This is a genomic window from Streptomyces chisholmiae (assembly GCF_031845445.1).
Classification (GTDB): domain Bacteria; phylum Actinomycetota; class Actinomycetes; order Streptomycetales; family Streptomycetaceae; genus Streptomyces; species Streptomyces chisholmiae.
Genome location: NZ_JAVREO010000001.1, coordinates 24,764 through 40,340 on the forward strand (window position 1 = coordinate 24,764; position 15,577 = coordinate 40,340).

Sequence of the window (15,577 nt, forward strand, 5' to 3'; positions counted from 1 at the left end):
CATACGGTGCCCGAACCATCCTGAAGCTGAGCTGAAGACACCTGAAGACCTCTTCAGCTTCGGTTTGCGAAGCTTGACCCCGTGCGCGTGTTGATTGTCGAGGACGAGAAGCGGCTGGCGATATCGCTGGCCCAGGGACTGCGGGCCGAGGGCTTCGCGGTGGACGTGGTGCACACCGGCACCGACGGGCTGCACCGGGCGACGGAGGGCGACTACGACCTGATCGTCCTGGACATCATGCTGCCCGGCATGAACGGCTACCGGGTCTGCGCCGCGCTCCGCGCCGCGGGCGACGAGACGCCGATCCTGATGCTGACGGCCAAGGACGGCGAGTACGACGAGGCGGAGGGGCTGGACACCGGCGCCGACGACTACCTCACCAAGCCGTTCTCCTACGTGGTGCTGGTGGCCCGGGTGCGGGCGCTGCTGCGCCGGCGGGGCCGGAGCGCCGCGCCCGCCCTGCGGGTGGGCGACCTGACGGTGGACCGCGGCACCCGCCGGGTGACCAGGGGGGAGCGGGAGATCTCGCTCACCGCCAAGGAGTTCACCGTGCTGGAGCGGCTGGCCGACCGGCCGGGCGACGTGGTCTCCAAGGCGGAGATCCTGGAGCACGGCTGGGACTTCGCCTACCAGGGGGATCCGAACATCGTGGAGGTCTACGTGAGCGCGTTGCGCCGCAAGCTGGGCCCCGGCCTGATCGTGACGGTGCGGGGCGCCGGCTACCGGCTGGTGGCGGACGGGGGTGGCGGCCGTGGGTAGCGTCCGGGCGCGGGCGACGCTGGGCGCCACGCTGGTGGTGGCGGTCGCGCTGGTCTCCGCCGGGCTGCTCCTGCTGTGGCTGCTGCGCGGCAACCTGCAGGAGCAGGTCGATCTCCAGGCCGAGGTCACCGGCCGGGACGTGGCCGCCCAGCTGGCCACCGGCCGGGCCCTGGACGACCTGGACCTGGACGGCACCCGGCCGGTCCAGGTGGTGGACAGGGACGGGCTGCTCTACCAGGTCAGCGACGGCCTGGAGGAGATCGGCGGTACCGGCGTCGACAAGGTCGTCCCGGACGCCCCGACCCGCGAGGAGGTCCGGCAGAGCGAGCGGGACGCCCGGCAGGACCAGGCCGACGCCGACGCCGACGATGATGACGACGACGCCGACGACGACGATGACGAGGGGAACGCCGAGGAGGGCGCGGCGGGCGACTCCGACGAGCAGGTGCCGGGGCCCGGCGAGATGGATGAGGAGATCGGCTCCATCACCGGCTCCGCCGTGGTGGACGGCGAGTGGGGCGAGTACCGGTTCGCCGTGGTCGAGGTCAACACCCCGTGGGACGAGGACCTGGTGGTCTACGCGGGCGCCCCGCTGGACATCGAGCGGGCCGCCATCGACAGCGTGCGGACCTCGATGCTGGTGGGCGTGCCGGCGCTGCTCGCGGTGGTGGCCGCCGTCACCTGGCTGGTGACCCGCAGGGCGCTGCGCCCGGTGGAGGGCATCCGGCGGGGGATGGCCGACATCACCCGGTCCGAGGACCTCTCCCGGCGGGTGCCGGAGCCGGCGTCCAGGGACGAGGTGGGCCGGCTGGCCAGGACGACCAACGAGACGTTGGCCGCGCTGGAGTCCTCGGTGGACCGGCAGCGGCGGTTCGTCGCGGACGCCTCGCACGAGCTGCGCAGCCCGATCGCCTCGCTCCGCACCCAGCTGGAGGTGGGGGAGGCGCACCCGGAGCTGCTCGACCTGCCGGGCGCGGTGCAGGACACCGTCCGCCTCCAGGGGCTCGCCGCCGACCTGTTGCTGCTGGCCCGGCTGGACGCGGGCGAGCGGCCGCTGGGCGGCTCGGTCGATCTGACGACGCTGGTCACCGAGGTGCTGGACGAGCGGATCGGGGACCGGCACCCGGTGGTGCCGGACGAGGTGGCCGAGGCCACCGTGCGCGGCTCCCGCGGGCAGCTGTCCCGGGTGCTGGGCAACCTGCTGGACAACGCCCAGCGGCACGCCGCCGGCCGGGTGCGGGTCTCGCTGCGGGTGGCGGCGGGGCGGGCGCTGCTTGAGGTGGGCGACGACGGGGACGGGGTGCCCGAGGCGGACCGGGAGCGGATCTTCGAGCGGTTCGTCCGGCTGGACGACGCGCGCAGCCGGGACGACGGCGGCGCCGGTCTCGGGCTGGCCATCGCCCGGGACGTGGCCAGGCGGCACGGCGGCGAGCTGGCCGTCGGCTCGGCGCCGGAGGGCGGGGCGCTGTTCACCCTGGACCTGCCGCTGGCCAGCCGGGACTCGGCGCCGGACCCCGAGCCGGTCGCCGTCCCGGCCTGACGCCGGGACGCGGCCCGGCCCCGGTGCCGCGGCCCGGCGCCGGGGTCGTCACGGCCGGCCGCGCAGCTCGTGCAGGTGCGCGGCCACCGGCCGCAGCGAGCGGTCCAGGTCGGCCAGGGCCTTGGGGGAGAGCAGGTCTATGAAGTGCCGCCGCACCGAGGCGACATGGTGCGGCGCGACCTTCCGCATCACCTGCCAGCCCCGCTCGGTGAGGACGGCGAAGAGGCCGCGCTTGTCGGAGTCGCAGTGCTCGCGGCGGACCAGCTCCGCCTTCTCCATGCGGGTGATCTGGTGGGAGAGCCGGCTCTTGGACTGGAGCGTGGCGGCCGCCAGGTCGCTCATCCGCAGCCGGTGGCCCTCCGACTCGGAGAGGTGGACCAGGATCTCGTAGTCGTTCATGGTCAGCCCGAACGGTTGCAGGTCCCGTTCCAGCTGGTGGGTCAGCAGCCTGGTGACGTCCAGGTGGGTCCGCCAGGCGCGCTGTTCCTCGTCGCTGAGCCAGCGGGTGCCGTCGGTGTCCGTGTCCATGGGAAGGAACCCTAACCAACGGCGGGACCCCGGGCCGGTGATCGTTGGCGGGGCTGCCACAATGGGTTTGTGCATCGGTTCACATGCACCCGTCGCCACCCGCTCTGAGAGGGCGCCCATCCCATGGACATGAAGACCCTGAACGCCCTGCACCGGCTCCGCCTGGTGTCGGCCCCCGAGGCGGTCTCCTTCCTGCTGTTGCTGGTCTCCTCGGTGCTCAAGCGCACCACTGACTTCAACGCGGTGCCCGTGATGGGCGCGGTGCACGGGGCGCTGTTCGTCGCCTACGTGCTCGTGTGGGCCGACGCCTGGAACCGCGCCAAGTGGTCGCTGCAGACCGCCGCCTGGTACTTCCTGATGTCGGTGATCCCGGTCGGCGGCTTCTTCGCCGAGCGCCGGCTGCGTCGCGAGCAGGACGAGGCGGTGATCGCCGCCCGCGCCCGCAAGGAGGGCGTGGTCAACGCCTGACCGGCGCTCCCGGCGCGGCCCGCCGCGCCCCGGGGTAGCTCGCTCGGACCGCTCCGGTTCGACAGGAACCACTTTCTGACGTGTCGTTGACGTGTCGGGAAGTGGTTTTTGTCCTGTATAGGAGGGTTCCGTGCGGTCGGAGCGGTATGACTACGCGGCCTACAGCCGCCTCGCCGGACCACTCACCGAGCCCGGGCCGGGCTACCGGGTGACGTACCGGAGTCTCCTCGCCCGCGAGCCCCACCGAATACGAGCCGCCGTGCTGATGGCGCTGGCACCCACGCTCTCGCTGGTGCTGCTGCTGTGGCTGGTGTGGCCCAGCCACTGGACGGAACGCAGCCACGCGCCGCCCTGGCTGCTGGTCGCCGACGCGGTGATGCTCGGCTGCATCGCGCTGATCGAGCTGTTCCGGCTGGTCAACGTCGTCTCCGTGGCGCACGCCACGATGGTCGCCAGGGACCCGGTCCCGGTACGGCCGGAGACCGGCACCCGGGTCGCGTTCCTCACCACCTACGTGCCGGGCAAGGAGCCGCTGGCCATGCTGCGCGCCACCCTGACGGGCGCGGCCGAGCTGCGGCACGCCGGCCCGCTGGACGTCTGGCTGCTGGACGAGGGCGACGACGTCGAGGCCCGGGAACTCTGCGCCGAGCTGGGCGTCCACCACTTCACCCGGCGCGGCGTCCCGCGGTGGAACCAGGACAGCGGACCGCACCGGGCCAGGACCAAGCACGGCAACTACAACGCCTGGCTGGACGCGCACGGCGACGAGTACGACTTCTTCGCCTCGGTGGACACCGACCACGTGCCGCTGCCCGGCTTCCTGGAGCGGATGCTGGGCTACTTCCGCGACCCGGACGTGGCCTTCGTGGTCGGGCCGCAGGTCTACGGCAACTACGAGGGGCCGGTCACCAAGGCCGCCGAGAGCCAGCAGTTCCTCTTCCACGCGCTGATCCAGCGGGCCGGCAACCGCTACCGCTCGCCGATGTTCGTCGGCACCAACAACGCGGTGCGGATCTCCGCGCTGCGCACCATCGGCGGGCTGTGCGACTCGGTCACCGAGGACATGGCGACCGGCTTCGAGCTGCACCGCACCGTCAACCCGGACACCGGCAACCGCTGGACCTCCGTCTACACCCCGGACGTGCTGGCCGTCGGCGAGGGCCCCTCGTCCTGGACCGACTTCTTCAGCCAGCAGCTGCGCTGGTCCCGCGGCACCTACGAGACGGTGCTCGGCCAGTACGGGCGCGGCCGGCGGCGGCACCGGCCGGGCAGCCTGCTCAACTACTCGCTGATGCTGGCCTTCTACCCGATGGCCGCGATCACCTGGACGCTGGGTGTGCTCGGCTGCGTGCTCTACCTGCTGCTGGGCGCCTCCGGCACCCAGGTCTCGTCCTCCGTGTGGCTGATGCTCTACAGCGACGTGGCGGCGCTGCAGATCGGGCTCTACGTGTGGAACCGCCGGCACAACGTCTCCCCGCACGAGCCCGAGGGCTCCTCCGGCACCGCCGGCATGCTGATGTCCGCGCTGTCCGCGCCGGTCTACGCCCGCTCGCTGCTGGACGCGGTGCTGCGCCGCCGGTCCACCTTCGTGGTGACGCCCAAGGGCTGGTCGGCCACCCTCGACCGGCCGGCCACCTTCCGCTGGCACCTGGGCTGGGCCGGGCTGCTCACCGCCGCGCTGCTGGTCTCGGTGCTGCTGGACCACACCCACGCGGCGATGCGCACCTGGGCGCTGATCGCCCTGGTGGTCGCGCTGGCGCCGCCCGCCGTCTGGGCCTGGACCACCAGCGAGCCGCACCGCCGAGCGGCCGGCCGACACCGGGCGGCCCGCGGCCGGGCCACCGCCCGCCGCGCCCCCCGCCACGCGCTGCTGGCGGGCATCGCCAGCCAGCCGGCCGACCCCGACCGACCGACAGAACCCGGCGGTGAAGGACCGCCCCGACGTCCCGTGGGAGCCGAAGCATGAGCCACCGACGACGTGTCACCAACGGCCGCTACCGCCCCGGCGCCCGGCTGCGCAAGCTGGCCCTCGGCAGCGGCGTGACCCTGCTGCTGGTGGGGCTGAACGCGCCGGCCGCGGTGAGCTTCGCCCAGCAGCAACTCCACGAGTACCGGATCTCCCGCCCCGCCTACCAGGCGGAGTACGGCTCCTGGCAGACGGTGGACGTGCCCGAGGAGTACCGCACCAACGCCATCCACGCCGCGCTGCTGCACACCGGGAAGGTCCTGCTGATCGCCGGCTCGGGGAACAACGAGGAGGAGTTCGAGGCCGGCACCTTCGACAGCGTCCTGTGGGACCCGGCGGACAACTCGTTCGAGAAGGTGCCCACGCCGGACGACCTGTTCTGCGCCGGCCACGCCCAGCTGCCGGACGGGAAGCTGCTGGTGGCCGGCGGCACGCTCCGCTACGAGGTGCTCGGCGACGCCGTCACGCACGCCGGCGGCCCGATGCTGATCAAGAACGAGGACCCGGACCAGGAGCGGGAGTTCCCGGCCGGCACCCGGCTGCGCGGCCCCGACGGGCAGCTCTACGAGACCACCAACGCGATCACCCTGCCGCCCGCCGACAAGCGGGAGGAGCCGGCCGCCGACGAGACCGCCGACGAGACCGACGGGACCGAGGCCGGGGAGCCGGCCGCCGAGCCGGAGATCACCGTCACGGCCAGCGAGGAGCGGGTCTTCGTCACCGCCGTCGAGGAGGGTGAGCAGGGCGTGGCCACCGAGCCGGCCCAGTACGAGATCGTCGGGCTGACCGGCGACGACGCCGCCAACCTCTACGGGCTGGCCGGCCAACTGACCCTGGACGACCAGGACTTCCAGGGCATCGACGTGGCCTACGAGTTCGACCCGGTGGCCGAGCGGTACATCCCGGTCGACCCGATGGCGGAGGCCCGCTGGTACCCGACGCTGACCACGCTGCCGGACGGCCGGGTGCTGACCGTCTCCGGTCTCGACGAGGTCGGCGAGGTGGTGCCGGGCATCAACGAGATCTACGACCCGGAGACCAAGACCTGGTCCCAGGGGCCGGAGCGGTACTTCCCCACCTACCCCGCGCTCTTCCTCACCCAGGGCGGCGAGATCTTCTACACCGGCTCCAACGCCGGCTACGGTCCCGCCGACGAGGGCCGGAAGCCCGGCATCTGGAACCTGGAGGAGAACACCTTCGAGGAGGTGGGCGGCCTCTCCGACGCCGACCAGCTGGAGACCTCGGCCTCGCTGCTGCTGCCCCCGGCGCAGGAGCAGCGGTTCATGGTGCTCGGCGGGGGCGGCGTCGGCGAGTCGGCCAAGTCGACGGAGCGGACCGCCATCATCGACCTCACCGAGGAGGACCCCACCTACCGCGAGGGCCCCAGCCTGCCGCAGGGCACCCGCTACCTGAGCAGCGTGCTGATGCCGGACGACACCGTCTTCACCTCGGGCGGATCGACCGACTACCGGGGGCGCGGCGAGAGCGACATCCTGCGGGCCCAGTTCTACGACCCGGCCGAGGACACCTTCGTGCCGGCCGCCGCCCCCACCGTCGGCCGGAACTACCACTCCGAGGCGCTGCTGCTGCCGGACGGCCGGGTGGCCACCTTCGGCTCCGACCCGCTGTACGGGGACAAGAACAACACCATGACCGGCGAGTTCGAGAAGCGGATCGAGGTCTACACCCCGCCCTACCTGCACGACGGGCGGGAGGCCGACCGGCCGGCGCTGACCGGGGGACCGGACCGCGCCACGCTGGGCGAGACCCTGACCTTCGCCACCGCGGACGCCGACCGGATCGCCACCGCCCGGCTGATGCGGCCCAGCGCCGTCACCCACACCACCGACGTGGAGCAGCGCTCGATCCAGCTGGAGCTGGAACGGGCGGACGGCGAGGTGCGGTTGACCGTGCCGGAGGACCCGTCGCTGGTGCCGCCCGGCTGGTACATGGTCTTCGTCACCGACGAGGCCGGCACCCCGTCCGAGGCGAGCTGGGTCAAGCTCGGCGGCTGACCGCCGGGGCGCTCCGACCCGCCCGGCGCCGCGGCTCCCGCGGCGCCGGGCGCGGTCACGCGGTCACCGGGTGGCGCGCTCGGCCAGGCCCAGCGCGTACTCCGGCCACCAGCGGCCGGCCTCCGGGCCGCCCCGGCACTCGCCGTCGGACTCGCCCGGCCGCTTGACCCACAGGTAGGCGTCCACCAGCGGGTCGTCGGTCTCGGTGGTCGGCGGGGTGCCCAGCGCCCGGTCCGGCGGGTTGCACCAGCGCTCGTCCCCGCCCTCCTCCCAGGGCCCGTTCCCGTTGCGGCTGGTGTCGATGACGAAGTGCGCCCCGTCCAGCAGCCCGGACAGCTCCCGGCCGTACGCGGTGCTGCGCTCCGTGGTCTGGAAGTTGGCGACGTTGAGCGCGAAGCCGGCGGCCCGCTCGACGCCGGAGGCGCGCAGCGCCTCGGCCAGCCGGCCCACGTCGGTCACCCAGTCGGGGTTGCCGGCGTCCAGGTAGACCCGGGTGCCCGGCTGCTCGGCGAGCCGGTCGACGGCCTCGGCCAGCAGCGTGTAGCGGTCCTCGACGTACATCGGCGCGGTGCAGCCGTCCAGGGTGTGCGGCAGCGCGTCCGGCTCCAGCACGACCACGGCCTCGGCGTCGCCGATGCCGTCGGCCACCGCGTCGATCCACTCCCGGTAGGCCGCGTCGCTGGCCGCGCCGCCCTCCGAGTACTGGCCGCAGTCGCGGTGCGGGATGTTGTACGCCACCAGCACCGCCGTGCGGTCGTCGGCGGTGGCGGCCTCGGTGACCCGGCGCACCTCCGGGCCCGGGTCCCCGTGGCCGGGCGCCCAGAAGGCGAGCGGCCGGTCGGCGATCCGGCGCACCGTCTCGGCGTCGGCCGACCGGCCCGACTCCGCCCACTCCCGCACCTGCCGGGCCGCGGGGGAGTCCGGGTCGACCCAGAATCCCGAGGTGTCGTCGCCGCCCGGTGCGGGCTCCTGGCCGGCGGCGCCCGGCGGGTCCCCGGCGGCGGACGAGCCGCCGGACGAGCAGCCGAGGGCGAGCAGGGCCAGGGCGAGGGAGGGCAGGGCCAGGGCGAGCGTGGGCCGGCCGAGCCGGCGGCGCACTGCGGTGGTGGGGCCGGGCATGGCGTCATGGTGCCATGCCGGGACACCCTCGGTGGCCGCACGGTGGCGGAGCGTGTCCGGCCCGCGGTGCGGCGCGTTCGCCCGTTCCCCACCGGTCACCCCGGCCCGGCTGTTCACTCGATGGGACGTATTTCGCGGAGGGCGGCCGGGTAGGGTCACACGCGTGCCCAAGCCGCTCAGCCTTCCGTTCGACCCCATCGCCCGCGCCGACGACCTGTGGAAGCGGAGATGGGGTTCCGTCCCCTCGATGGCCGCGATCACCTCGATCATGCGCGCCCACCAGATCCTGCTGGCCGAGGTGGACGCGGTGGTCAAGCCGCACGGGCTGACCTTCGCCCGGTACGAGGCGCTGGTGCTGCTGACCTTCAGCCGGGCCGGCGAGCTGCCGATGTCGAAGATCGGCGAGCGGCTGATGGTGCACCCGACCTCGGTCACCAACACCGTGGACCGGCTGGTCCGTTCGGGGCTGGTGACCAAGCGGCCCAACCCCAACGACGGCCGGGGCACGCTCGCCTCGATCACCGAGCGGGGGCGGGAGGTCTGCGACGCGGCCACCCGGGACCTGATGGCCGCCGAGTTCGGTCTGGGCGCCTATGACGACGAGGAGTGCCGGGAGATCTTCGCCATGCTGCGGCCGCTGCGGGTGGCGGCCCGGGACTTCGACGACCGGGGCGCCGGGGGGCGGGACGCCGCGGACGGGGGCTTCGGGGACGGGGTGGACGGCGGCGCCGGCTCGCGGGGGCCGGGCGGGGATGGGTCGGAATGACCCGATAGGCTCGCCGGCATGAAGCGGAGTGTGCTCACCCGGTACCGGGTCATGGCCTATGTCACTGCGGTGATGTTGCTGGTCCTCGGCACCTGCATGGTCTTCAAGTACGGCTTCGACACCGGGGACGGCGTCACGCTGGTCGTCTCCCAGGTGCACGGCCTGCTCTACATCATCTACCTGGTCTTCGCCTTCGACCTGGGGCAGAAGGCCCGCTGGCCGTTCGGCAAGCTGCTGTGGGTGCTGGTCGCCGGCTCCATCCCGTTCGCCGCCTTCTTCGTGGAGCCCCGGATCACCGCCGAGGCCGCCGCCCTGGTGGAGGACGAGGACGAGGACGCCGACGCCGGGGCGCCCGTCGGCGCCTGACCCGCGGCCACCGACCCGGCCCGGGCATCGGGTCGGGTTCTCCCTTGGACATATAGTTGGACGTCCAAGTAAATTGGCGGTATGGACGCTGACGCCATCGAAGCGGGCCGCCGACGCTGGCAGGCCCGGTACGACGCGGCCCACACCAGGGACGCCGACTTCACCACGCTCTCCGGAGACCCCGTCGAGCCCGTCTACGGTCCCGCGCCCGGGGACGCCTACGCCGGTTTCGACCGGATCGGCTGGCCCGGCGAGTTCCCCTTCACCCGGGGGCTGTACCCCACCGGCTACCGGGGCAGGACCTGGACCATCCGCCAGTTCGCCGGCTTCGGCAACGCCGAGCAGACCAACGAGCGCTACCGCACCATCCTGCGCAACGGCGGCGGCGGACTCTCCGTCGCCTTCGACATGCCGACCCTGATGGGCCGGGACTCCGACGACCCCAAGGCGCTGGGCGAGGTGGGCCACTGCGGGGTCGCCATCGACTCGGCCGCCGACATGGAGGTGCTCTTCCGGGGCATCCCGCTCGGTGACATCACCACCTCGATGACCATCTCGGGGCCCGCCGTCCCCGTCTTCTGCATGTACCTGGTCGCCGCCGAGCGGCAGGGCGTGCCGGTGGAGACGCTCAACGGCACCCTCCAGACCGACATCTTCAAGGAGTACATCGCCCAGAAGGAGTGGCTCTTCCCGCCCGAGCCGCACCTGCGGCTGATCGGCGACCTGATGGAGTACACGGCGGCCCGCATCCCGGCCTACAAGCCGCTGTCGGTCTCCGGCTACCACATCAGGGAGGCCGGCGCCACGGCCGCGCAGGAGCTGGCCTACACCCTGGCCGACGGCTTCGGCTACGTCGAGCTGGGACTGAGCCGGGGCCTGGCGGTGGACGAGTTCGCCCCCGGGCTGTCGTTCTTCTTCGACGCGCACATCGACTTCTTCGAGGAGATCGCCAAGTTCCGGGCCGCGCGCCGGATCTGGGCCCGCTGGATGCGGGACGTCTACGGCGCGACCACCGAGCGGGCGCAGTGGCTGCGGTTCCACACCCAGACCGCCGGCGTCTCGCTCACCGCCCAGCAGCCGTACAACAACGTGGTGCGGACCGCCGTCGAGGCGCTGTCCGCGGTGCTCGGGGGCACCAACTCGCTGCACACCAACGCGCTGGACGAGACCCTGGCGCTGCCCAGCGAGCGGGCCGCCGAGATCGCGCTGCGCACCCAGCAGGTGCTGATGGAGGAGACCGGGATCACCTCGGTGGCCGACCCGCTGGGCGGCTCCTGGTACGTGGAGCGGCTGACCGACCGGATCGAGGCGGACGCGGAGCGGATCTTCGAGGAGATCGCCGAGCGTGGCCGGCGGGCGCTGGCCACCTCGGGCGCGGCGGAGCACGCCATCGGGCCGATGACCTCGGGGCTGCTGAGCGGGATCGAGGACGGCTGGTTCACCGGGCAGATCGCGGAGTCGGCCTTCCGGTACCAACAGGCGCTGGAGAAGGGCGACAAGCGGGTGGTGGGCGTCAACTGCCACACCGCCTCGGTCACCGACGAGCTGGAGATCCTGCGGGTCAGCCACGAGGTGGAGCGCGAGCAGGTGCGGACGCTGGCCGGCCGCCGGGCGGCGCGCGACGAGGCGGCGGTCAGGTCCGCCATCGCCGAGCTGGTGCGGGTGGCGCGGGGCACCGGGGACACCATCGCGCCGATGCTGGCCGCCGTCCGCGCGGAGGCCACGCTGGGCGAGATCTGCGGCGCGCTCCGGGAGGTCTGGGGCGGCTACACCGAGCCGGCCGGTTTCTGAGCCGGCCGCGCGGGCCGGTCCGTCTCGGCCGGTCCGTCTCGGGCCGGCCGGTTTCCGGCCGGCCGAGGCGGCCGGAGACGGCCGGGACGTGAGGAGGCGGGTGGGACCGCGTTCCCGAACGTTTCCCGGAGGAGGGAGACTGGTGCCATGCAGCCACGCAACATGTCCATGAGCGGAGCGGTCGATCTCTCCGCGGTCAAGGCCGCGGCCGAGGCCAAGCAGAAGGCCGAGCAGGCCCGTGCCCAGCGGGCGGCGCAGCCGGACGCGGAGGCGGCGCCCGTCTCCCTGGTGATCGACGTCGACGAGGCCGGCTTCGAGCAGGAGGTGGTCCAGCGCAGCGCCGAGGTGCCGGTGGTCATCGACTTCTGGGCCGAGTGGTGTCAGCCGTGCAAGCAGCTGAGCCCGGTGCTGGAGCGGCTCGCCCAGGAGTACGCCGGGAAGTTCGTCCTCGCCAAGATCGACGTGGACGCCAACGGCCGGCTCTTCCAGCAGTTCGGCGTGCAGGGAATTCCGGCCATTTTCGCGGTGATCGCCGGCCAGGCGCTGCCGCTCTTCCAGGGGGTGGCGCCGGAGCCGCAGGTGCGGCAGGTGCTGGACCAGCTGATCGAGGCGGCCGAGGAGCGGTTCGGCATCGTCGGCGCGCCGGTCGATCCGGCGCAGGCCGCGGCGGCGGCCGAGGCCGCGCCGGCCGAGCCGCCGGCGGACCCGGCGCTCTCCGCCGCGCACGCGGCGCTGGACGCCGGGGACCTGACGGGCGCCGTCGCGGCGTACGAGAGCATCCTCGCCGCCGAGCCGGGGAACGCCGAGGCCGCGCTGGCCCTCGGCCAGGCCCGGCTGTTGGCCAGGACCCAGGACCTCGTCCCGGATCAGGTGCGCAAGGCCGCGGCGGAGAGCCCCGCCGACGTGTCGGCCCAACTGGCCGTCACCGACCTCGACCTGGTCGGTGGCCATGTCGAGGACGCGTTCAGCCGGCTGATCAGCGGCGTGCAGCGCTCGGCGGGCGAGGACCGGGACACCTACCGGGTCCGGCTGCTGGAGCTGTTCGACGTGGTGGGCGCGGAGGACCCCCGGGTGGTCGCCGCGCGCTCCGCGCTGGCCCGGGTGCTCTTCTGAGCTGACCGCCACTCATCCGCCCGACGGCGGCCGCGTTTTACCAAAACTTGGGAAACGTGGCCGCCGTCACACTTGGTGATGCCGCGCGGTAAGGTCGATGCGTTTGGGGATGGTTGGCGGGAGAATGTGAGTCTTTTCGGCCGGCACCCTCGGTGGGTGAACGGGCGCGATCTTCCCTCGTCCGGCATATCTCCATTACTGGCAAGTAACGAACCTCTTGTGTCGAGGCGTGAGATAGACCACGATCGGCGGGGCCGACTCGGCCACGCGTCGGCCGTGGTGTGACCCCGCCCGCGCGACGGTGCGCCACGCAACCGGAGGCCGCCGCCCGGCGGCCAGTGGCTGTCGCCGGAACGCTGGTCGCCGGGGACAACGCGCCTCTCCACGCCGGAGTTCCCGGGCGGTACACCGCAATGACCGCCGGGCCCGGGGGAGATGTTCGTCCGAGAAGGAGGAAGTCATGGAGTCACAGGCTCGCGGCGGCACGAGATGGCGGCGATTCGGGCTGGTCATGGTGCCGAGCGTGGCCGCAACCGCCGCGATAGGCGTCGCCCTCGCCCAGGGGGCACTCGCCGCTTCGTTCGCCGTGTCGGGTCAGCAGTTCAAGGTCAGCGTCGACCGGTTGGACGGGGAGGGCTTCGTCCAGTACGGGGCCATGGTCACCCCGGCCGGCGGCGAGGAACGCCCGGTCGCGGTCTCGGCGTTCGACCACGCCACCATCAACAACCTGTGCCAGTCCGTGGTGTTGCCGGTCCCGTTCTTCGGTGACGTCACCGTGCGCATCGGCGCCGGCTCCAACCCGAACAACCCGGTCGAGGCGGACAACCTCTTCATCGACCTGGAGCAGCTCAACGCGGACGCCACCTTCACCAACATCGACATCGGTGTCGCCGCCGACCAGACGACCAAGGGGCCGACCCCGGGGGCCGGAGTGCTGCCCGGGTCCTTCGCCCAGCAGTCCGATCGCGCGGTGCTGACCGACGTCGAGCAGACCGCCTGGGCGACCTCCGCCGGCACCTTCAAGCTCAGCGACCTGAGCCTGTCCCTGCACCGGGGCGCGAACGAGTGCTTCTGACGGTCTGATTCGCGCCTGGGGCAGGGGCGGCAGGCCTGGCTCTGCCCCAGGGGCACACCGCCGTATCGTGCGTCTCGCCACTGAATCGCGCCAAGGGGAGTACGTGCCGTGAGCACCAACATCGATGTCGCACCGACCGCGTCGCTCGTCACCAGGGGAAGACTGGCCTTCCGCCGCTTCCGGTGGGGGCGACCGTTCTGGGCCGGGCTCTTCACCATGGTCGCCGGGCTGCCCATCGCCTACCTCCCCTACGCCAACCTGACGTTGGGGCAGCTCACCATCCGGATGGCCACCACGGCGGGCGCCGGTTCGCTGGTGATCGGCATCCTGCTGGTGGTGTTGGGGCTGACCATATGGTTCCAGCCGCACGTCCGGATATTCGCCGGCGTCGCCGCGATCCTGCTGTCGCTGGTCTCACTTGTCGTGTCCAACTTCGGTGGATTCCTGGTGGGTTTCGTCTTCGGCATGGTGGGCGGTGCCATGAGCATCGCCTGGATGCCGGGCGAGCCCGTGACCTCCCCCACGGACGAGGCCGACACCGCTGACCGGGAGCCGCCGGTCATGACCCCCGGCACCGGCAGCGCGCTGGCCTCCTTCGACGGCCACGCACCGGCCCACGGGGAGGAACCGGGGAAGGGAAACCAACGTGCCGACTGAAGACATATCCGCCGTCGAGCCCGACGGGTCCCGGCCGGCCGCCGCGCGCCGGCCGCTGCTGAGCCGGCTGCGGATGCCGGTGGGCAAGGCCATCGCGCTGGCGGCGATGCCGTCGGCCGCGCTGCTCGGCATGGGGTTCACCTCCCCGCTGGCCAAGGCGGACCCGCAGCCGGAGAACCCGTTCGCGGACGGGCCCTGCGTGACCCAGCCCGACGAGGAGCCGGCCGAGGAACCGGCCGAGGACGGCGCGACCGAGGAGCCGGCCGAGGAGGCTCCCGCCGAGGAGCCGCCGCCGGAGGACCCGGCGGAGCCCGAGGAGCCGGCGGACGATCTTGCCGCCGAGGAGCCGCCGGCGGCGGAGCAGCCGGCCGAGCCGGCGGAGCCCGCCGAGGAGCCGACCGTCGGGCGGCCGGAGGAGCCGGTCGAGGAAGCCCCGGCGGCCCCGCCGACGCCCGAGGAGCCCGCGGAGGAGGACGAGTTCAACCCCTGGGACCCGCTGGGCCTCGGCCGCGGTCTTGAGGAGCTGTGGGACCTGCTCACCCCAAGGGAGCGCGCCGAGGCCGAGGAAGCCCAGCGCGCGGCGGAGGAGCAGGCCGCCGAGGAGGCCGCCGAGGAGGAGGCCAGGGCCGCGGAGGCCGAGGCGGAGCGCGAACGCCGGGCGGCGGCGGAGGAGCGGGCGGCCGAGGAGGCCGCCGAGGCCGAAGCCGAGGCCGAAGCCGAGGCCGAAGCCGAGGCCGAAGCCGAGTCGGGCGAGACCACCGAGCAGGAGACCGAGACCGAGTCCGCCGAGTCCGACCAGTCAACGGAGACCCCCGAGACCGAGACCGAACCCGGGACGGAACCCGAGACCGACACCGCGCCCGAGACGGGGTCAGCCGACGAGGAGCAGCCGACGGGCGGCGCCGTGGACGGCCGGGAGCCGTTCCCCTGCCCCGAGGAGCTGCGGGTGCCGGGCGAGGACGAGCAGACCGCGCTGGTCCTGCCGGACGCGGCCTGGTACCTGGACGCCACCTATCTGACCCTGCGCGGCCTGGACTACCACGGGGTGGTCAACGTGACGACGGCCAACGGCAGCGTCAAACAGGTGCTCAAGTTCACCGCCGAGAAGCTGGACATCGGCGACCTGCACCAGATCGTCGACGCGGCCGACGGGGTGCGCTACCACGTGGCGACCGCCCCGGGCTCCAACTCGACGTTCCGGGACGGCACGGTGACCATGTACACCGAGCGGCTGGAGGGCAACCTCTTCGGGGTGATCCCGGTGGTCTTCGACGCCGAGCACCAGCCGCCGCTCGACCTGCCCATCGCGCACTTCACCGACGTCTTCGTCACCCAGGCCGGGCAGTTCGGCGGCACCCTCACCATGACCGGGATGCACTCCTACACCACCGGCGACGGGCCGACCGTGCCCTGA

The 15,577-nt window shown here is 73.0% G+C and carries 13 protein-coding genes and 1 pseudogene; 12 read left to right on the top strand and 2 right to left on the bottom strand.

Going from position 1 to position 15,577, the window contains the following annotated elements; translation table 11 throughout:
• Positions 1-81: 81 nt before the first annotated feature.
• Together RM844_RS00105 and RM844_RS00110 are read left to right on the top strand one after the other, a co-directional pair.
• Entirely contained in the window at positions 82-759 is a 678-nt protein-coding gene (locus tag RM844_RS00105; RefSeq protein WP_311663202.1) for a response regulator transcription factor, read from the top strand.
• Positions 752-2,299, top strand: a complete 1,548-nt coding sequence (locus RM844_RS00110) for a sensor histidine kinase (protein ID WP_311663204.1) — start codon at positions 752-754, stop codon at positions 2,297-2,299. Before RM844_RS00105 ends, RM844_RS00110 begins: the two co-directional genes overlap by 8 nt.
• A gap of 48 nt (positions 2,300-2,347) precedes the next feature.
• Here RM844_RS00110 and RM844_RS00115 read toward each other — a convergent pair whose 3' ends face one another.
• Complete coding sequence (locus RM844_RS00115) at positions 2,348-2,827, bottom strand: MarR family winged helix-turn-helix transcriptional regulator (RefSeq protein ID WP_311663205.1); 480 nt, start codon at positions 2,825-2,827, stop codon at positions 2,348-2,350.
• Between the two features lie 123 nt (positions 2,828-2,950).
• Between RM844_RS00115 and RM844_RS00120 the strand changes: the two genes are divergently transcribed.
• From RM844_RS00120 to RM844_RS00130, 3 genes are all read left to right on the top strand, one after another.
• Complete coding sequence (locus tag RM844_RS00120) at positions 2,951-3,295, top strand: DUF3817 domain-containing protein (RefSeq protein ID WP_311663207.1); 345 nt, start codon at positions 2,951-2,953, stop codon at positions 3,293-3,295.
• A 130-nt stretch (positions 3,296-3,425) separates the two neighbouring features.
• Positions 3,426-5,261, top strand: a complete 1,836-nt coding sequence (locus RM844_RS00125; protein WP_311663209.1) for a glycosyltransferase family 2 protein — start codon at positions 3,426-3,428, stop codon at positions 5,259-5,261.
• Complete coding sequence (locus RM844_RS00130; protein ID WP_311663211.1) at positions 5,258-7,276, top strand: radical copper oxidase GlxA; 2,019 nt, start codon at positions 5,258-5,260, stop codon at positions 7,274-7,276. The genes RM844_RS00125 and RM844_RS00130 overlap by 4 nt, the downstream gene beginning before the upstream one ends.
• A 63-nt stretch (positions 7,277-7,339) precedes the next feature.
• Here RM844_RS00130 and RM844_RS00135 read toward each other — a convergent pair whose 3' ends face one another.
• Positions 7,340-8,395 (bottom strand): glycoside hydrolase family 6 protein, encoded by a 1,056-nt coding sequence (locus RM844_RS00135; RefSeq protein ID WP_311663213.1) that lies wholly within the window; start codon positions 8,393-8,395, stop codon positions 7,340-7,342.
• A 163-nt stretch (positions 8,396-8,558) separates the two neighbouring features.
• Here RM844_RS00135 and RM844_RS00140 point away from each other — a divergent pair.
• The 7 genes and pseudogenes from RM844_RS00140 to RM844_RS00170 form a co-directional block, all read left to right on the top strand.
• A pseudogene (locus RM844_RS00140) lies at positions 8,559-9,062 on the top strand (MarR family winged helix-turn-helix transcriptional regulator); the annotation flags it as partial.
• Positions 9,063-9,179: 117 nt separating this feature from the next.
• Positions 9,180-9,527 carry a DUF3817 domain-containing protein gene (locus tag RM844_RS00145; protein WP_311663214.1) on the top strand — a complete coding sequence of 116 codons (348 nt, stop codon included), beginning with the start codon at positions 9,180-9,182 and terminating at the stop codon, positions 9,525-9,527.
• 81 nt (positions 9,528-9,608) lie between these two features.
• Positions 9,609-11,318, top strand: a complete 1,710-nt coding sequence (locus RM844_RS00150; protein WP_311663215.1) for an acyl-CoA mutase large subunit family protein — start codon at positions 9,609-9,611, stop codon at positions 11,316-11,318.
• A 147-nt stretch (positions 11,319-11,465) separates the two neighbouring features.
• Positions 11,466-12,431, top strand: coding sequence for a tetratricopeptide repeat protein (locus tag RM844_RS00155; RefSeq protein ID WP_311663217.1), 966 nt, complete (start codon positions 11,466-11,468; stop codon positions 12,429-12,431).
• Between the two features lie 460 nt (positions 12,432-12,891).
• Positions 12,892-13,506 (top strand): DUF6230 family protein, encoded by a 615-nt coding sequence (locus tag RM844_RS00160; protein ID WP_311663219.1) that lies wholly within the window; start codon positions 12,892-12,894, stop codon positions 13,504-13,506.
• A gap of 108 nt (positions 13,507-13,614) precedes the next feature.
• Complete coding sequence (locus tag RM844_RS00165) at positions 13,615-14,163, top strand: DUF6114 domain-containing protein (RefSeq protein WP_311663221.1); 549 nt, start codon at positions 13,615-13,617, stop codon at positions 14,161-14,163.
• The gene (locus tag RM844_RS00170; RefSeq protein WP_311663223.1) at positions 14,153-15,577 is read left to right on the top strand and encodes a hypothetical protein; all 1,425 of its coding nucleotides are present in this window, start codon (positions 14,153-14,155) and stop codon (positions 15,575-15,577) included. Before RM844_RS00165 ends, RM844_RS00170 begins: the two co-directional genes overlap by 11 nt.